The sequence below is a fragment of the Rouxiella sp. T17 genome (assembly GCF_036663475.1).
In the GTDB taxonomy this organism is placed as follows: Bacteria; Pseudomonadota; Gammaproteobacteria; order Enterobacterales; family Enterobacteriaceae; genus Rouxiella.
In genome coordinates this window covers 1-18,866 of sequence record NZ_JAWUEA010000002.1, presented here as the reverse complement: position 1 = coordinate 18,866, position 18,866 = coordinate 1, and the positions used below count along the sequence as shown (strand labels likewise).

The 18,866-nt window shown below is 54.3% G+C and carries 16 protein-coding genes and 1 riboswitch; of the genes, 7 read left to right on the top strand and 9 right to left on the bottom strand.

The genetic code is table 11. The features are described 5' to 3' along the window. Positions 1-63: 63 nt before the first annotated feature. A complete protein-coding gene (gene rpoC, locus SC206_RS00280) occupies positions 64-4,284 on the top strand; it encodes a DNA-directed RNA polymerase subunit beta' (RefSeq protein WP_332733001.1) in 4,221 nt (1,406 codons plus the stop codon). A gap of 70 nt (positions 4,285-4,354) precedes the next feature. On the opposite strand, the gene thiH is transcribed toward rpoC, so the two are convergent. The 7 genes from thiH to rsd form a co-directional block, all read right to left on the bottom strand. Continuing rightward, a complete protein-coding gene (gene thiH / locus SC206_RS00275) occupies positions 4,355-5,497 on the bottom strand; it encodes a 2-iminoacetate synthase ThiH (protein WP_332732999.1) in 1,143 nt (380 codons plus the stop codon). Between the two features lie 2 nt (positions 5,498-5,499). Then, the gene (locus SC206_RS00270; protein ID WP_332732997.1) at positions 5,500-6,267 is read right to left on the bottom strand and encodes a thiazole synthase; all 768 of its coding nucleotides are present in this window, start codon (positions 6,265-6,267) and stop codon (positions 5,500-5,502) included. A 3-nt stretch (positions 6,268-6,270) separates the two neighbouring features. Further along, positions 6,271-6,471, bottom strand: coding sequence for a sulfur carrier protein ThiS (gene thiS, locus SC206_RS00265; protein ID WP_332732995.1), 201 nt, complete (start codon positions 6,469-6,471; stop codon positions 6,271-6,273). Continuing rightward, positions 6,468-7,217, bottom strand: coding sequence for a HesA/MoeB/ThiF family protein (locus SC206_RS00260; RefSeq protein WP_332732993.1), 750 nt, complete (start codon positions 7,215-7,217; stop codon positions 6,468-6,470). Before SC206_RS00260 ends, thiS begins: the two co-directional genes overlap by 4 nt. Next, positions 7,207-7,899 carry a thiamine phosphate synthase gene (gene thiE, locus SC206_RS00255; protein WP_332732991.1) on the bottom strand — a complete coding sequence of 231 codons (693 nt, stop codon included), beginning with the start codon at positions 7,897-7,899 and terminating at the stop codon, positions 7,207-7,209. Before thiE ends, SC206_RS00260 begins: the two co-directional genes overlap by 11 nt. Further along, entirely contained in the window at positions 7,896-9,863 is a 1,968-nt protein-coding gene (gene thiC, locus SC206_RS00250) for a phosphomethylpyrimidine synthase ThiC (protein WP_332732989.1), read from the bottom strand. The genes thiE and thiC overlap by 4 nt, the downstream gene beginning before the upstream one ends. Positions 9,864-9,987: 124 nt before the next feature. Next, positions 9,988-10,115, bottom strand: a riboswitch (TPP riboswitch). Positions 10,116-10,202: 87 nt separating this feature from the next. Further along, positions 10,203-10,721, bottom strand: a complete 519-nt coding sequence (gene rsd / locus SC206_RS00245; RefSeq protein ID WP_332732986.1) for a sigma D regulator — start codon at positions 10,719-10,721, stop codon at positions 10,203-10,205. A gap of 109 nt (positions 10,722-10,830) precedes the next feature. Between rsd and nudC the strand changes: the two genes are divergently transcribed. The 6 genes from nudC to SC206_RS00215 all read left to right on the top strand — a co-directional run bounded on the left by nudC (position 10,831) and on the right by SC206_RS00215 (position 15,362). After that, the gene (nudC, locus tag SC206_RS00240) at positions 10,831-11,607 is read left to right on the top strand and encodes an NAD(+) diphosphatase (protein ID WP_332732984.1); all 777 of its coding nucleotides are present in this window, start codon (positions 10,831-10,833) and stop codon (positions 11,605-11,607) included. Between the two features lie 124 nt (positions 11,608-11,731). Beyond that, positions 11,732-12,796, top strand: coding sequence for a uroporphyrinogen decarboxylase (gene hemE, locus SC206_RS00235; RefSeq protein WP_332732982.1), 1,065 nt, complete (start codon positions 11,732-11,734; stop codon positions 12,794-12,796). A 52-nt stretch (positions 12,797-12,848) separates the two neighbouring features. After that, positions 12,849-13,529, top strand: coding sequence for a deoxyribonuclease V (nfi, locus tag SC206_RS00230; RefSeq protein WP_332732980.1), 681 nt, complete (start codon positions 12,849-12,851; stop codon positions 13,527-13,529). A 70-nt stretch (positions 13,530-13,599) separates the two neighbouring features. After that, positions 13,600-14,190: a YjaG family protein gene (locus SC206_RS00225; protein WP_332732978.1), complete on the top strand. Its 591-nt coding sequence runs from the start codon at positions 13,600-13,602 to the stop codon at positions 14,188-14,190. A 191-nt stretch (positions 14,191-14,381) separates the two neighbouring features. Beyond that, a complete protein-coding gene (hupA, locus tag SC206_RS00220) occupies positions 14,382-14,654 on the top strand; it encodes a nucleoid-associated protein HU-alpha (protein ID WP_045049823.1) in 273 nt (90 codons plus the stop codon). 51 nt (positions 14,655-14,705) lie between these two features. Continuing rightward, the gene (locus SC206_RS00215; RefSeq protein ID WP_332733021.1) at positions 14,706-15,362 is read left to right on the top strand and encodes a DUF1481 domain-containing protein; all 657 of its coding nucleotides are present in this window, start codon (positions 14,706-14,708) and stop codon (positions 15,360-15,362) included. 121 nt (positions 15,363-15,483) lie between these two features. On the opposite strand, the gene purD is transcribed toward SC206_RS00215, so the two are convergent. Together purD and purH are read right to left on the bottom strand one after the other, a co-directional pair. After that, on the bottom strand, positions 15,484-16,773 hold the full coding sequence (gene purD, locus SC206_RS00210) for a phosphoribosylamine--glycine ligase (RefSeq protein WP_332732973.1): 1,290 nt from the start codon (positions 16,771-16,773) through the stop codon (positions 15,484-15,486). A gap of 89 nt (positions 16,774-16,862) precedes the next feature. Further along, positions 16,863-18,452, bottom strand: coding sequence for a bifunctional phosphoribosylaminoimidazolecarboxamide formyltransferase/IMP cyclohydrolase (gene purH / locus SC206_RS00205; RefSeq protein WP_332732971.1), 1,590 nt, complete (start codon positions 18,450-18,452; stop codon positions 16,863-16,865). Positions 18,453-18,866 lie beyond the last annotated feature (414 nt).

Below are 18,866 nucleotides of genomic sequence, written 5' to 3'. Positions count from 1 at the left end.
GCACCTGCCTGTATACCATTCAGACCAGGTGCCTAACAGGTCTAACCCGACGGGAGCCAATCCGTGAAAGACTTACTAAAGTTTCTGAAAGCGCAAACTAAGACCGAAGAGTTTGATGCGATCAAAATTGCTCTGGCATCGCCAGACATGATCCGTTCTTGGTCTTTTGGTGAAGTTAAGAAGCCAGAAACCATCAACTACCGTACGTTCAAGCCAGAACGTGACGGCCTTTTCTGTGCCCGTATTTTCGGACCGGTAAAAGATTACGAATGCCTGTGCGGTAAGTACAAGCGTTTAAAACATCGCGGTGTTATCTGCGAGAAGTGCGGCGTTGAAGTGACCCAGACTAAAGTACGCCGTGAGCGTATGGGCCACATCGAACTGGCTTCCCCGACTGCGCACATCTGGTTCCTGAAATCCTTGCCTTCGCGCATCGGTTTGCTGCTGGATATGCCACTGCGTGACATCGAACGTGTTCTGTACTTCGAATCCTATGTGGTTATCGAAGGCGGCATGACCAACCTCGAAAAACGCCAGATCCTGACTGAAGAGCAGTATCTTGACGCGTTGGAAGAGTTTGGTGACGAGTTCGACGCCAAGATGGGTGCGGAAGCTATTCAGGCCCTGTTGAAAAACATGGATCTGGAAGCCGAGTGCGAGCAGCTGCGTGAAGAGTTGAACGAAACCAACTCCGAAACCAAGCGTAAAAAGCTGACCAAGCGTATCAAGCTGCTGGAAGCGTTCGTACAGTCTGGCAACAAGCCAGAGTGGATGATCCTGACCGTGCTGCCTGTGCTGCCGCCAGATTTGCGTCCATTGGTTCCGTTGGACGGTGGTCGTTTCGCTACCTCAGATCTGAACGATCTGTATCGTCGCGTGATCAACCGTAACAACCGTTTGAAACGCCTGCTTGACCTCGCTGCGCCAGACATCATCGTGCGTAACGAAAAACGTATGCTGCAAGAAGCGGTAGATGCCCTGCTGGATAACGGACGTCGCGGTCGTGCGATCACCGGTTCCAACAAGCGTCCGCTGAAATCTTTGGCAGACATGATTAAAGGTAAACAGGGTCGTTTCCGTCAGAACTTGCTGGGTAAACGTGTCGACTATTCAGGTCGTTCCGTTATCACCGTAGGTCCATACCTGCGTCTGCACCAGTGTGGTCTGCCGAAGAAAATGGCTCTGGAACTGTTCAAACCGTTCATCTACGGCAAGCTTGAGCTGCGTGGTCTTGCTACCACCATCAAAGCCGCCAAGAAGATGGTTGAGCGCGAAGAAGCTGTCGTTTGGGATATCCTCGACGAAGTTATCCGCGAACACCCGGTACTGCTGAACCGTGCACCAACCCTGCACCGTTTAGGTATCCAGGCGTTTGAACCTGTTCTGATCGAAGGTAAGGCAATCCAGCTTCACCCGCTGGTTTGTGCGGCATATAACGCCGACTTCGATGGTGACCAGATGGCAGTACACGTTCCGCTGACGCTTGAAGCTCAGCTGGAAGCGCGTGCCCTGATGATGTCTACCAACAACATCCTGTCACCAGCGAACGGCGAGCCAATCATCGTTCCTTCTCAGGACGTTGTATTGGGTCTGTATTACATGACCCGCGACTGTGTTAACGCCAAAGGCGAAGGCATGGTGTTGACTGGACCTAAAGAAGCCGAGCGTGTTTATCGTGCCGGTCTTGCTTCTCTGCATGCTCGCGTAAAAGTGCGTATTACAGAAGAGATCAAGAACACTGAAGGCGAAGTGACTCACCGTACCTCGATTATCGATACGACTATCGGCCGCGCCATCCTCTGGATGATCGTGCCTACGGGCCTGCCGTACTCTATCGTTAACCAGCCGTTGGGTAAAAAAGCTATCTCCAAAATGCTGAACACCTGTTACCGCATTTTGGGCCTGAAGCCGACCGTTATTTTTGCTGACCAGACCATGTACACCGGTTTTGCCTATGCAGCACGCTCTGGTGTGTCTGTAGGTATCGATGACATGGTTATCCCTGCCAAGAAAGCAGAGATTATCGATGAAGCAGAAACTGAAGTTGCAGAGATTCAAGAGCAGTTCCAGTCTGGTCTGGTAACCGCGGGCGAACGCTACAACAAAGTTATCGATATCTGGGCCGCAGCGAACGAACGTGTTGCGAAGGCCATGATGGAAAACCTGTCTGTAGAAGACGTTGTCAACCGTGACGGCGTGGCCGAACAGCAGGTTTCCTTCAACAGCATCTTTATGATGGCCGACTCCGGTGCGCGTGGTTCACCTGCACAGATTCGTCAGCTGGCAGGTATGCGTGGTCTGATGGCCAAGCCAGACGGCTCCATCATCGAAACGCCAATTACCGCGAACTTCCGTGAAGGTCTGAACGTACTCCAGTACTTCATCTCCACGCACGGTGCGCGTAAAGGCCTTGCGGATACCGCATTGAAAACGGCTAACTCCGGTTATCTGACTCGTCGTCTGGTTGACGTCGCGCAGGACCTGGTTGTGACCGAAGACGACTGTGGTACGCACGAAGGTATCTTGATGACTCCGGTCATCGAAGGTGGCGACGTTAAAGAACCACTGCGTGAGCGTGTACTGGGCCGTGTTACGGCTGAAGACATCCTCAAGCCGGGTACTGCGGACATTCTGGTTCCACGTAACACACTGCTTCACGAGAAGACGTGTGATCTGTTGGAAGAGAACTCTGTCGACTCCGTGAAAGTGCGTTCAGTAGTAAGCTGTGAAACCGACTTTGGTGTGTGTGCAAACTGCTACGGTCGCGACCTGGCACGTGGTCACATCATCAACAAAGGTGAAGCGATTGGTGTTATTGCAGCACAGTCAATCGGTGAACCAGGTACACAGCTGACGATGCGTACGTTCCACATCGGTGGTGCGGCATCTCGTGCGGCAGCAGAATCGAGCATTCAGGTTAAGAACACCGGTACGATCAAGCTGAGCAACCACAAGCACGTTACCAACGCTAACGGCAAACTGGTTATCACTTCTCGTAACACCGAGCTGAAACTGATCGACGAATTCGGTCGTACCAAAGAAAGCTATAAAGTGCCTTACGGCTCTGTTATGGGTAAAGGTGATGGCGAAGCAGTTAACGGCGGCGAAACCGTTGCTAACTGGGATCCACACACCATGCCAGTAATCAGTGAAGTGAGCGGTTACATTCGCTTCACCGATATGGTTGATACCCTGACCATTACCCGTCAGACAGATGACCTTACCGGTTTGTCTTCTCTGGTGGTTCTGGATTCAGCAGAACGTAGCGCCGGTGGTAAAGACCTGCGTCCAGCAATGAAAATCGTTAACGCCAAAGGCGACGACGTATTGATCCCGGGCACCGATATGCCTGCTCAGTACTTCCTGCCGGGTAAAGCGATTGTTCAGCTGGAAGATGGTACTCAGATCCACTCTGGTGACACCCTTGCGCGTATTCCTCAGGAATCCAGCGGTACCAAGGACATCACCGGTGGTCTGCCACGCGTAGCCGACCTGTTCGAAGCGCGTCGTCCGAAAGAGCCTGCAATCCTTGCTGAAATCAGCGGGATCATCTCGTTCGGTAAAGAGACCAAAGGCAAGCGTCGTCTGGTAATTTCTCCGTTGGATGGCAGCGATGCCTACGAAGAGATGATTCCAAAATGGCGTCAGCTGAACGTGTTCGAAGGTGAAGTTGTGGAACGTGGTGACGTCGTATCCGACGGCCCAGAATCTCCACACGACATTCTGCGTCTTCGTGGTGTGCATGCGGTTACTCGTTACATCACCAACGAAGTGCAGGAAGTTTACCGTCTGCAAGGCGTTAAGATTAACGATAAACACATCGAAGTTATCGTTCGTCAGATGCTGCGTAAAGGCACCATCGTTAGCGCGGGCGGCACCGACTTCCTGGAAGGCGAGCAGGCAGAAATGTCTCGCGTTAAAATCGCTAACCGTAAGCTGGAAGCTGAAGGCAAAATCACGGCAACATTCAGCCGCGACCTGCTGGGTATCACCAAGGCATCCTTGGCGACCGAGTCCTTCATCTCTGCTGCATCGTTCCAGGAAACGACGCGAGTTCTTACCGAAGCCGCTGTTGCGGGTAAACGTGATGAACTGCGCGGCCTGAAAGAGAACGTAATTGTGGGCCGTCTGATCCCAGCCGGTACCGGTTACGCGTATCACCAGGAACGTGCTCGTCGTAAAGCTCTGGGCGATGTGCCTGTTGCACCGCCAGTTAGCGCTGACGAAGCAACGGCAAACCTGGCCGAGTTGCTGAACGCCGGTTTTGGTAACAGCGAAGATTAATTCTTCTCTCTGCCTTAACTGAAATAAAAAACCGCTCTTAATTGAGCGGTTTTTTTTTACCTTTTTTCTTCTAAATAATCCTTCCGAGATGCTGATCCCAGTCTTTCCAAACGGGTTGCAGTCCGGCCTGCGTCAGTGCTTCGGCGACGCGGGCGGGTGGGCGATTGTCGTGAGGTTCGAACTGTTCGAGCTCCGGTTTATCGTCGGCCGCATAACCGCCGGGCTGAGTTTTGGAACCCGCGCTGACAGTGGTAATCGCCACGGGGATCACGTGGTCGCGGAAATAAGGTGATTCACGCGTCGATAAAGAAAGCTCAACGTCAGGCGCAAACATCCTGAAGGCGCAAATAAGCTGCACCAGCTGCTTTTCATCAAGAATCGACGCCGGTTCAATGCCGCCCGCACACGGACGTAAACGCGGGAAGGCCACCGAATAGCGACTCTGCCAATAAGTTTGCTGAAGATAAAATAGATGCTCCGCCACCATATAACTGTCGGTGCGCCAGTTATTCGACAGCCCAAACAGCGCGCCAAGCCCGATTTTGTCGATGCCCGCGCGACCCAAACGGTCAGGCGTTTCAAGCCGCCATAAAAAATCCTGCTTTTGCCCACGCAGATGATGCAGGGCGTAGGTCGGCGCATGATAGGTTTCCTGATAGACCAGCACGCCGTCGAGGCCCAGCGTTTTCAGCTCGGCATATTCGTCCTGCTCGAGGGGCTGCACTTCAATCATCAGCGAACTAAAATGCCGACGGATAGCGGGAAAATGCCGACGAAAATAGTCCATGCCGACTTTCGTTTTATGCTCGCCCGTCACCAGCAACAGATGTTTGAAGCCCAGCGCATTTAGCGCCTCGCACTCTTTTTCGATCTCAACGTCATCCAGCGTTTTGCGTTTGATCTTGTTGCTCATCGAAAAACCGCAGTAAGTACATTCGTTGGCGCAAAGGTTGGAGAGATAGAGCGGGGCGAAAAAACCGACCGTGTTGCCGAAGCGCTGACGCGTAAGCTGCTGGGCTTTCTGCGCCATCGGCTCGAGATACGCCTGCGCGGCCGGCGAGATGAGCGCCATAAAATCTTCGCGCGTCACGCGGGGCGCATTCAACGCCCGTTCAACGTCCGCCGCCGTCTTACTGTTGATGCGCAGCGAAATATCATCCCAGTCGAGCGTCTTCCAATGATCTTGAAAGCCGGAACCCTGATAATCCTTCATGCTCAGACGTTCTCCAGAAAATGGGTCAACGGGCTGGTGGCATAAGCCTGCGCCGATTTACCGCCAAGTCCGCTGACGCGCGCCAAATGTCCGGCTTCGACGGCGAGTTTAAACGCCTGCGCCATCGCAATCGGGTTGCCCGCCACGGCAATCGCCGTATTCACCAACACCGCGTCTGCACCCAACTCCAACGCTTCGGCGGCCTGACTTGGCGCGCCAATGCCGGCGTCGACGACGACCGGCACTTTCGCCTGCTCGATAATAATGCGCAGAAACTCGCGCGTTTGCAGACCTTGATTAGACCCGATCGGCGCGCCCAACGGCATGACCGCCGCGCAGCCGACCTCTTCCAGCCGTTTGCACAACACCGGATCCGCGCTGCAATAAGGCAGCACCACGAAACCCTGTTTCACCAGCGCCTCGGCGGCTTTCAGCGTTTCGACGGCGTCGGGCAGCAGATATTTCAAATCGGGATGGATTTCGAGTTTAACCCAGTGCGTGCCAAGCGCTTCACGCGCCAGCTGGGCGGCGAAAATCGCCTCTTCCGCCGTTTTCGCGCCGGAAGTATTGGGCAACAAACGCAAACCCAACTCTTGCAGCGGACGCAAAATGTCATCGCCGCCGCGACGTAAGTCGACGCGTTTCATCGCCATCGTCACCAGCTGCGAGCCCGACGCGACAATCGCCTGCTGCATCACAGAGGCGCTGGAGAATTTACCGGTGCCGGTAAACAGCCGCGAGGTAAAGGTAGTATCTGCAATTTTTAGCATGGGTCAGCCTCCTGCAATGGCTTGAAATAGCACAATGTTATCGCCGTCTTTCAGCAAATATTCCGCCCACTGTGGACGGGGAACGATGACCTGATTGACGGCCAGCGCGCTGCCAGATTGGGGGTGTTCGAGGAACCGCAGCAGTTCATCCAGCGTGATGGCGGCGTCGAACGCGTAGTCGCTGTCATTGACAGAGATTTTCATCGCGCCTCTCCGCAGGCTGGGCAATCCGCCGACGGCGCCAGTTGCAGAGTGCGCCAACTTTGCTGTTTGCCGTCGAACAGCCGCAGTTTTCCAGACAGCGGGCTGGCGCAACCCGCCAGCATCTTGATAGCTTCCAACGCCTGCAACGTGCCGATGACGCCAACCACCGGCCCGAGCACGCCCGCCGTGCGGCAGTTGCGGGTCGGCGTGTCCAAATCAGGATAAAGACAACGATAACAGCCGTGCGCGTAGGGCGGTTCGATTACTAGCAACTGGCCGCTGAAACCCACCGCGCTGCCGCTGATCAACGGCTTTTCGGCCTCGACGCAGGCCTTATTAACAGCGTGACGGGTCGCCATATTGTCGCTGCAGTCCAGCACCAGATCGGCGCGCGCGACAACGTCTGCCAAATTTCCGCCATCAAGACGATGGGTGAAAATCTCCGTCTGACACAGCGGGTTTAACTTACCCAGCTCGCGCTGGGCAATTTTGGCTTTGTAATCATCGGTATCGGCGGTGCGATAGAGAATTTGCCGCTGAAGATTGGAAACGTGCAGCGTGTCGTCGTCGGCGAGAAACAGCGTGCCAACGCCCGCCGCCGCCAGATAGAGCGCGGCAGGCGATCCGAGCCCGCCCAAGCCGACAATCAGCACCTTGCCCGCGCGAATTTTTTCTTGGCCTTCCATGCCGATGTCTTCCAGCAGCAGCTGGCGGCTGTAACGCATAAATTCGTTATCATTTAACATGGCGATCATCCCGATAAGGGCAGAGCTCAAGCAGCTGGCGGGTTGCCGCCTGCCAATCTGTCGCTTTGGTGATCGCACTGACCACCGCCACGCTGCCCACGCCGCACTCCATCACCGGCTGAACGCGATCCAGACTAATGCCGCCAATCGCCACCGTCGGAAAACGGCCATCCAGCTGCTTCACGTGTCGCGCCAGCTCGATTAACCCCTGCGGCGAAGAGGGCATCTCTTTGGTTTGCGTCGGAAAAACGTGGCCCAATGCAATGTAGGAAGGGCGCACGCTAACCGCCCGCGCCAGCTCGCTCTCATCGTGAGTCGACACGCCGAGGCGAATTCCGGCCTCGTGAATCGCCTGCAGATCGGTGTTATCCAGATCTTCCTGACCCAGATGAATGCCGTAAGCCTGATGCTTCACCGCCAGCCGCCAGTAATCGTTGATAAACAACCGCGCGTGATGCTGGTGGCCTAATTTAATGGCCTCGATAATCGCGGGTTCGACCTCGTCGTCGGGCAAATCTTTGATGCGCAGTTGCAGCGTTTTAACGCCGGTTTCCAGCAAGCGACGGATCCACTCTACGCTGTCGACGACCGGATAAAGCCCGAGATAATACGGCACCTCGGGAAACGGGGTAGACGGGATAAACGGGGCAGTGGAAAGGGTCTGAATAGACGGAATAGTCATTTACCCACTCCTTCTTCAATTTTGTCGGCGGGATGATAAAGTTCGCCACCGCTGGCGCGGAAGGTTTTCGACATTTGCAGCATGCCGGTTTCCACGATATCAATCGGGATCGCCTTGGCTTCCAGCGCGGCGGCGTAATCGCGAACTTCCTGAGTGATTTTCATCGAACAGAATTTTGGTCCGCACATCGAGCAGAAGTGCGCGACCTTGCCGGATTCCTGCGGCAGCGTTTCGTCGTGATAGGCGCGGGCGGTGTGAGGATCCAGCGCCAGATTGAACTGATCTTCCCAGCGGAATTCGAAACGCGCCTTCGACATGGCGTTATCGCGGATCTGCGCGCCCGGATGGCCTTTTGCCAGATCCGCCGCGTGCGCCGCGATTTTGTAGGTGATCAAACCCTGTTTCACATCCTCTTTATTCGGCAGGCCGAGATGCTCTTTCGGCGTGACGTAGCACAGCATCGCGCAGCCGAACCAGCCAATCATTGCCGCGCCAATGCCGGACGTGAAATGGTCATAACCCGGCGCAATATCCGTAGTCAAAGGCCCCAGCGTGTAGAACGGCGCTTCGTGGCATTTTTCCAGCTCTTCGGTCATGTTGCGGCGGATCATCTGCATCGGCACGTGCCCCGGACCTTCAATCATCACCTGCACGTCATATTCCCAGGCAATCTTGGTCAGCTCGCCCAGCGTTTTCAGCTCGGCAAACTGCGCTTCGTCGTTGGCATCCTGAATCGACCCCGGACGCAGCCCGTCACCCAGCGACAGCGACACGTCATAGGCGGCGCAAATTTCGCAGATTTCGCGGAAATGCAGATACAGGAAACTCTCTTTGTGGTGCGACAGGCACCATTTCGCCATGATCGAACCGCCGCGCGAGACGATGCCGGTCAGACGTTTGGCGGTCATCGGCACGTAGCGCAGCAGCACGCCCGCGTGAATAGTAAAGTAATCGACGCCTTGCTCGGCCTGCTCCAACAGCGTGTCGCGGAACATTTCCCAGTTCAGGTCTTCCGCCACGCCGTTGACTTTTTCCAGCGCCTGATAAATTGGCACAGTACCAATCGGCACCGGACTGTTACGCATAATCCATTCGCGGGTTTCGTGAATGTAGCGGCCGGTGGAAAGATCCATCACCGTGTCGGCGCCCCAGCGGGTGGACCACACCAGCTTCTCGACCTCCTCTTCAATCGACGAGGTCACGGCGGAGTTACCGATGTTGGCGTTGATTTTTACCAGGAAGTTACGGCCAATGATCATCGGCTCGGATTCGGGGTGATTGATGTTGGCGGGAATAATGGCGCGTCCGGCGGCAACTTCGTCACGGACAAATTCGGGCGTGATATTTTGCGGCAGCGTGGCGCCAAAACTTTCACCCGGATGCTGTTGCAGCAGCACTTCACCGCGAATACGCTCGCGACCCATGTTTTCACGCAGCGCAATATATTCCATTTCTGGCGTCACAATGCCTTTGCGCGCGTAGTGCATTTGCGTCACGCAGTGGCCCGCTTTGGCTTTGCGCGGGCGTGGAAGATGGTCAAAACGCAGGTGATCGAGGCCTTCATCGGCCATGCGCTGCTGGGTAAAACCGGAGCTGACCCCCGCGAGCTCTTCCGTATCGTGACGATCGCGGATCCAGCTGGCGCGTACCTTGTCGAGACCGCGATGCACGTCGATGGTAGACTCGGGATCGCCGTAAGGCCCGGCTGTGTCATACACCGGAATTGCTTCATTATCTTCAAACTTCGGATCGTCTTTGCTGCCGCCGATCATCGTCGGGCTAAGCTGGATCTCGCGCATCGGCACCTGAATATCGGCGCGGCTGCCCTGTAGATAAATACGTTTGGAGTTTGGGAAAGCGACGCCCTGTAAACTGTCGATAAACGCCTGCGCTTCTGCGCGCTGCTGACGGCGATTACTGGTTTTTTTTACGGGTTCGATCTGGACTTCAGGGGTGTTCGACATAGCAAATTCCTCGTGATTAGCGATAGGGAAAATTGCTTGTCAGGAGGTTTACGGCGGGAGTAAAGCGTGTATCTGAACCTTGTCGCGCCCCTGAGTGACAGGAAACGGCGATAAAAGCCAAACGCAATAAATTACTCTTGTTCCCTTCGCGGGTACTAACCCGATCAGGTTCCGCGGATCCCGAATTAACGGTCTCAGCCTGGTAAATTCCCGATAAATCAGGGTTTACGCTAGGCACTCCGACAAGAATTGGCCTCTAGTGACAGGCCGTTTAAGAAGCCTCAATATACGAGGCTCATTTTAAAACACAACCCTTTGCAGGGTTTTTAGCGAAAACTGTTATGCAGGTCGCACGATGGCTTCGTCGTTTGCAACAGGCGGCAAAACGTCAAATTTTGAAGCCAGCGCCAGATTGATCAGCTGATCTTCAAGCTCGAAGCGGGCATCGAGCGCTTCGCCAATATCTGACAGCGCATAGTGGAAGGCGAAAATATCGTCGTCCTTGAATTCGGTATCGGTATAGCTGTCATGGAAGGCCATAATGGTTTCGGTATTGGCTTCCAAAGCCGGGAAAATTCTTGCGGCGACCTGTTGGGAAATCGCGGCTTGGGTACCATCGACTTCTTCAACTATCCTGTGATAGAGGTGGAAGTGACCTGCAGAGAGGTAATCAACCAGGTGATGACAGAAACTGTCGAGGGCCTTTTCGTTAAGCGGAATATGAGCTTCTTTATTCGGTTTCAAGCCCACGAGGGTGAGATATGAAACCAGCAGTTCTTTTCTTGCATGTAGCCACTGATCGACCAACTCATTACTGCCGCCAACGCGTTGGGTCAGCCTTTCGAGACGAGTTAACATGGTTGACTCCGAAATTTTTTTTGTCAGACGTTTAAGGTAAAGGTTAAAGCTTACTAAAATCACTTTATCTTCCAGACTGTCAGTGTAGTCGAGGTTATGCAACAACAACATGGAAATGCAAATAACAGATCAACATAGCGGCTGGTGGATCCTCAGTCAGGATGGCAAATTATGGCTACCTGACGGATCGTTGCCGAACGGATCCGCGACGCAATTCTCTCTTGCGGGCGAGGCGGGCCGACAGATAGGCGAATGGCAGGGCGAGCCCGTGTGGCTGATCCGAAAAAGCATGAAGGATCATATGCTTTCTGCGCGACAATTACTGGATCAGGATCGCGAATTATTCCAATTGGTTGGCAGAGGCGTGCAACTTTCGGAGTTCTATCGATCGCATAAATTCTGCGGCTATTGCGGCCATGAAATGCTCGTCAGCAAAACCGAATGGGCCGCGCTGTGCGGACACTGTAAAGAACGCTATTACCCGCAAATTGCGCCGTGCATTATTGTCGCCATACGTCGCGGCGAAGAAATTCTGCTCGCGCAGCACGTTCGACATCGTGGCGGCGTTCACACGGTACTGGCCGGATTTGCCGAAGTCGGCGAAACGCTGGAAGAAACCGTGGCCCGCGAAGTGATGGAAGAGAGCAATATCCGGGTCAAAAACGTGCGCTACGTCAGTTCGCAGCCGTGGCCGTTCCCGAATTCGCTGATGATGGCATTTATGGCCGATTACGACAGCGGCGAAATCCGTCATGATCCCAAAGAGTTGCTCAATGCGGGCTGGTATCGCTTTGACGCGCTGCCGTTGCTTCCCGCCGTCGGTACAATTGCCCGTCGTTTAATCGAAGACACCGTGGTTCTGTGCCGCGCGGAGGGAGATTCCTAAGCCCGACGTGCTACAATGTCCGCCTTATTTTTAGGCACCTGACCTTTGCGAAACATGGTCAGGTCGCCGTTATGGGCGCGCTACGCCCACGAAGATCAGCAGATTATTAAGGATCTTGCCAAGAATGAACGAGTTAAAGAACGATCGCTACCTGCGCGCGCTGTTACGCCAGCCCGTTGATATCACCCCGGTTTGGATGATGCGTCAGGCCGGCCGCTATTTGCCGGAATATAAAGCGACACGTGCCGAAGCGGGCGATTTTATGTCGCTGTGCAAAAACGCCGAGCTGGCCTGTGAAGTCACGCTGCAACCTTTGCGTCGCTATCCGCTGGATGCCGCGATCCTGTTCTCGGATATTCTGACCATCCCTGACGCCATGGGTCTGGGTCTCTATTTCGAAGCCGGTGAAGGCCCGCGTTTCTCTTCGCCGCTGACCTGCCACGCCGACGTCGCCAAACTGCCTATTCCCGATCCTGAAGATGAGCTGGGCTACGTGATGAACGCCGTGCGCACCATCCGTAAAAACCTCAAGGGCGAAGTGCCGCTGATTGGTTTCTCGGGCAGCCCGTGGACGCTCGCCACTTATATGATTGAAGGCGGCAGCAGCAAGGCGTTTACCAAAATCAAGAAGATGATGTACGCCGAGCCTGCCACGCTGCACCTGTTGCTCGACAAGCTGGCCGACAGCGTCATTCTCTATCTGAATGCGCAAATCAAGGCGGGCGCGCAGTCGGTGATGGTGTTTGACTCGTGGGGCGGCGTGTTGACGGGCCGTGATTACCTCGAATTCTCCCTGAACTACATGCACAAGATTGTCGACGGATTAATCCGTGAAAACGACGGTCGTCGCGTGCCGGTCACCTTGTTCACCAAGGGCGGCGGTCAGTGGCTCGAAGCTATCGCGGCCACCGGTTGTGACGCGCTGGGTCTGGATTGGACCACCGATATCGGCGAAGCTCGTCGTCGCGTTGGCGATAAAGTCGCGCTGCAAGGCAATATGGATCCGTCTATGCTTTATGCTTCACCGGCGCGTATCGAGAGCGAAGTCGAGACGATTCTGGCCAGCTACGGTCACGGAAACGGTCACGTCTTTAACCTCGGCCACGGCATCCATCAGGATGTTCCACCAGAAAACGCCGGTGCGTTCGTCGAGGCAGTGCATTCACTGTCGCGTCAATATCATGAATAGTAAAAAGAACGAATAGTAAAATCCACGAATCGTAAAATCGACAGGAGTCAGCATGATTGATACCGGAGCAATGCGCGAAGAGCAGCGAGTCAAGGCCCAGCAACTGGTGCTCGAAGACCCCGTTTCAGGGCTTAACCCGGAATTTATTGCTGGCGCCGACATCGGCTTTGAAGAGGGCGGCGAGGTGACACGCGCCGCCGTCGCCGTGCTGCATTATCCTTCCATGACGTTGGTCGAGCACAAGATTGCCCGCATTCCCACGCAAATCCCGTATATTCCCGGCTTTCTGTCGTTTCGCGAGTGTCCGGCGCTGACCGAAGTCTGGAAACTGCTGGAACACACGCCCGATTTGCTGCTGGTGGACGGGCAGGGCATCGCGCACCCGCGCCGTCTGGGCGTTGCCAGCCATTTTGGCCTGACGATAAACGTGCCGACGATCGGCGTGGCGAAAAGCCGACTGTGCGGCAAGTTTCTGCCCGTCGGCGACGAAGCGGGGTCAACGCAGGCATTGTGGGACCGCGACGAGCAAATTGGTTGGGTGTGGCGCAGCAAGCTGCGTTGTAATCCGCTGTTTATCTCGCCGGGTAACAATATCAGCATGGACTCGGCGTTATATTGGGTTGAACAATGTACCCGAGGATACCGCCTGCCCGAACCGACTCGATGGGCGGATGCAGTGGCCTCCAATCGCACCGCTTTTCAGCGCTGGCAACGCCTGAGCGGCCTGCTTTAAGAATCCAGGCGTAGGAGGCTGTCATAATTTCAGGTAAACTCCCGCCCAGAAAAGTTAACGAGATAAAAACATGTTACGTAACCCGATTCATTTACGTCTGGAAAAGCTTGAAAGCTGGCAACATCTGACGTTTATGGCGAGCCTGTGCGAGCGTATGTATCCCAATTATCAGATGTTTTGCCTGCAATCAGGGTTCGGCGAACCCCAGATTTATCGCAAAATTCTCGATCTGGTGTGGGAAACGCTTGTAATAAAAGATGCAAAGGTTAACTTTGACTCCCAGCTCGAAAAGCTTGAGGAAGCGATTCCTTCGGCAGAAGACTACGATCTTTACGGCGTTTATCCGGCAATCGATGCCTGTATCGCTTTGGGTGAGTTGCTTCACTCGCGTTTAAGTGGTGAAACGTTGGCTCACGCTATCGCGATCAGTGAAACATCCATCCGTACCGTTGCCATGCTGGAGATGACTCAGGCTGGCCGCGAAATGACCGATGAAGAGCTGAAAGTGATACCGGCCGTTGAAGAAGAATGGGACATCCAATGGGAGATTTTCCGCCTGTTGGCTGACTGTGAAGAGCGTGACCTCGAATTGATAAAAGGGTTACGTTCTGACCTGCGTGAAGCCGCTGTGAGTAACATTGGGATAAATTTAACGCAATAAGGCACTAAAACGTGATTTAACGCCTTATTTGTCGTGTCTCAAGGCTTCACATCCGTACCCTGTCTGGTCTACATTTGGGGTGCGAAACAAAAAGTGGCTATCGGTGCGTGTATGCAGGAGGGTGCTGTCAATCGGCATATCCGTCGCACTCGATGCTTTGCAAACGATAAACACACTGTAAAGGATAACTTATGAACAAGACTCAACTGATTGATGTAATTGCTGACAAGGCTGATCTTTCTAAAGCACAGGCTAAACTTGCTCTTGAATCTACTCTGTCTGCAATTACCGAGTCTCTGAAAGAGGGTGAAGCTGTTCAACTGGTCGGCTTCGGGACTTTTAAAGTCAATCAACGTAATGAGCGTACTGGCCGTAACCCGCAGACAGGCAAAGAAATCAAAATCGCTGCTGCTACCGTTCCAGCGTTCGTTTCAGGCAAAGCTTTGAAAGAAGCTGTTAAGTAATTGCTTGCAGTGAAAAGAATAAGCGAGGGGCCGGCGCGGTCCCTTTCGTTTATTACCCCCAGACTGGCGGCCGCTTTTTTGGCTTTCAGTCTGGTCGGATGCAGTACCGGCAACAACTCTCCTCTCTTTAGTGCCAGCGGTTACGTCGCAGATCAGGGCATTTACCGCCTCTGGCGCGAAGACGACGAACATCACCATCCCCAAACGCTGATTAACGTTTATAGCCCGTATTACGGCAAAGACACGGTGATCACTCGCTACGAATACGTCGACGAACATCTTCATTTGATCAAAGAAACCCACGCTGCGACCAAAGAGCTGGGCGTGATATTACGTTTCGATCCGGAAGGCAACGTCAGCTTTATGCAACGTCAGCTGATGGACTCGCGAGAAAAATTGTCGACGGATGATATCGAGCGATATAAATATCAGGCCGACAAAGTGCTGAATCTCAGCAAAACGCTGCGAGCCGGAAACGTTCAATTGATTCAGGGCCGTTGGCGACAGGGCGTGATAACTACCTGTGCCGGTGCGCCGGTGACGTTGAGTCTCAACGTGCGATCTCAAGTCTGGCTGGCGAAACGCGCGGCCAAGTCTGATGACAAGCTCGGCCTCGCCTGGTTGACAGCGCCCGAAGGCAATGAGCTACTGCTGGTGGCCAACGAAGATTTCTGTACGTGGGAACCCAAGGCCGGCCAGCTTAATTGATCTCCATGACTTATCTTGATGACTTGTCTCAATGAAGCAGCGTGATGAGCCATAAAAAAACCCGCACGCGGCGGGCTCTTCTTTTCCAATCATAAAAATCGCAATAATCACAAAAAGTAGATTATTTACCCTGCTCGCGGGCAATGGCGCGATAGCCGATGTCTTTACGACAGAAGCTGCCTTGCCATTTGATATCTTGCGCCAGCTGGTAGGCACGCTGCTGCGCGGCGGCAACCGTTTCACCCAACGCCGTGACACAGAGTACGCGGCCGCCGTTGGTGACGACCAATTCATCCTGCAAACGGGTGCCTGCGTGGAACACTTTGCCATCAGCCACTTCTTCCAGCGGCAAACCGTGAATCACTTCGCCATTGGTGTAGTCGCCCGGATAACCGCCCGCAGCCAATACCACGCCAAGAGCAGGGCGCGGATCCCATTCGGAGGTCACTTCATTCAGACGGCCTTCTGCACCGGCGAGGCACAGCGCAACCAGGTCAGAACGCAGACGCAGCATGATTGGCTGAGTTTCAGGGTCGCCAAAACGACAGTTGAACTCGATAACTTTAGGCTGGCCGTCGGCAGAAATCATCAGACCGGCGTACAGGAAACCGGTGTAAACGTTGCCTTCCGCCGCCATGCCGCGCACGGTTGGCCAGATAACCTGGTCCATCACGCGCTGGTGGATCTCGTCGGTCACGACCGGAGCCGGTGAGTAAGCGCCCATGCCGCCGGTATTAGGGCCGGTGTCTGCATCGCCAACGCGTTTGTGATCCTGACTGGTCGCCATTGGAATCACGTTTTCGCCGTCTACCATCACGATAAAGCTGGCTTCTTCGCCGTCGAGGAACTCTTCGATAACAATACGATGGCCTGCATCGCCAAACGCGTTGCCTGCCAGCATGTCATGCACGGCGGCTTCGGCTTCTTCCAGCGTCATCGCAACAATAACGCCTTTACCCGCCGCTAATCCATCCGCCTTGATAACAATCGGCGCGCCTTTGCTGCGCAGATACGCCAGCGCAGGGTCGATTTCGGTGAAATTCTGGTAGTCAGCGCTTGGAATGGCGTGACGTGCCAGGAAATCTTTGGTGAACGCTTTAGAGCCTTCAAGCTGGGCCGCCGCCTGCGTTGGGCCGAAGATTTTCAGACCCGCCGCGCGGAAGGCATCGACTACGCCGATAACCAGCGGGGCTTCCGGGCCGACAATGGTCAGGCCGATATCATTTTGCTGAGCAAACGCCAGCAGGCCAGCAACATCGGTCGCGGCGATATCAACGTTTTGCAACAGCGGCTCAAGCGCGGTGCCAGCATTGCCCGGCGCCACAAAAATCTTGTCTGCCAGAGGAGACTGGGACGCTTTCCAGGCCAGCGCGTGTTCACGTCCGCCGTTACCGATAATTAAAATGTTCATTCGATGACTCCGAATAGGCGAGCACGCGGGGTGCTCGCAAAAGAATTTAAGCAGGCTATAGCGAGCGATCGGCTACAGCTTTGAGCAGATTAATGACGGAAATGACGCATGTCGGTGAACACCATGGCGATGCCGTGTTCGTTGGCTGCTTCGATCACTTCATTATCACGCATTGAACCACCCGGCTGGATAACACAGGTGATGCCCACTGCGGCTGCGGCATCAATACCGTCGCGGAACGGGAAGAAAGCGTCGGATGCCATGACGGATCCTGCAACTTCCAGACCTTCGTCGGCGGCTTTGATACCGGCGATTTTAGCAGAATAGACGCGGCTCATCTGGCCAGCGCCAATACCGATGGTCATTTTGTCACGCGCATACACAATGGCGTTGGACTTAACGAATTTCGCCACTTTCCAGCAGAACAGCGCATCACTCAGCTCCTGCTCGGAAGGTTGACGGGTAGTCACCACGCGCAGATCGCCGGTATCAACCATACCCAAATCACGATCCTGTACCAGCAAACCGCCGTTAACGCGTTTGAAATCCAGCGCTTTCTGGCGATCCTGCCATTGACCACAGGTCAGCACGCGAACGTTTTGCTTGGTCGCGGTCAGCGCCAGCGCTTCTTCACTGACGGAAGGGGCGATGATCACTTCCACGAACTGACGGCTGATGATCGCCTTGGCAGTGGTAGCGTCCAACTCGCGGTTGAAAGCAATAATGCCGCCGAAAGCAGAGGTCGGGTCAGTTTTGTATGCGCGCTCGTAAGCTTCGAGCACGTTATTACCTACGGCCACGCCGCACGGGTTGGCGTGCTTGACGATAACGCAGGCCGGCTCGGCAAACTCTTTCACACATTCGAGCGCGGCGTCGGTGTCGGCAATGTTGTTATAGGAAAGTGCTTTACCTTGCAGCTGCTGCGAGGTCGCAACAGAAGCTTCGGAAACATTCTCTTCTATATAGAAGGCAGCTTGCTGGTGGCTGTTTTCACCGTAACGCATATCCTGCTTCTTGATGTAGCTCATATTTAACGTACGCGGGAACTGGCCGGATGCAGATTCAGTATCACCGTGATACGCCGGTACCATCGTGCCGAAGTAGTTGGCAATCATGCCGTCGTAAGAGGCGGTGTGTTCAAAGGCTTTAATCGCCAGGTTGAAACGGGTGGCCAGCAGGAGTGAACCTTCGTTGGCATCCATCTCTTCAATAATAGCGGTGTAATCGCTGCTCTTGACCACGATTGCTACATCATTGTGGTTCTTGGCAGCGGAGCGAACCATGGTCGGGCCGCCGATATCGATATTTTCTACGGCATCTTCGAGCGAACAGTCAGGACGTGAGACGGTTGCTGCGAAAGGATAAAGGTTAACAACCACCATATCGATGGGGGCGATGTCGTGCTGACCCATGATCTCGTCGTCTTTACCGCGACGGCCGAGGATACCGCCGTGCACTTTCGGATGCAGAGTCTTGACGCGTCCATCCATCATTTCCGGGAAGCCGGTGTAGTCAGAGACTTCAGTCACTGGCAAACCTGCGTCGGCAAGCAGGCGGGCGGTGCCGCCAGTGGAAAGTAAATCCACTCCACGCTGAGAGAGGGCTTGAGCAAATTCTACGATACCGGCTTTGTCAGAAACACTGAGCAGCGCGCGGCGGATTGGACGACGTTGTGACATGGTGGTTTTATCCCTTGGCTTTGGAGTCGCAATAAAGAGAGCGTTACGTGAATTCACTTCGCGTTCTTCTCTTCTATATAGAGGTATATAAAGAAGAAAACGCAGAATTGCATTCAGATAAGGTTCCACAGGCGTGATAGACGCCGTTATTGCAGAGAGTGTCGGTATATTCAGACGCGCGATATTGTAGCGAAAACGATTGCGCGATGCGCGTCAATTTTGAGTTTCAATACGCATTGTGGATAACTTTGTGTGTAAATCGGTATAAACCCCCCTTTTGCTGTGTATTGCAGCAAACAGTATTTTTTATTGAAATTAGGGGTTGCGGCCCCGCGAGAACTCCCTATAATGCCGCTCCAACGACAGGGAACAACGCAGCAGCAACGCGGTGTGAACGAGTCGGGAAGAATTAAA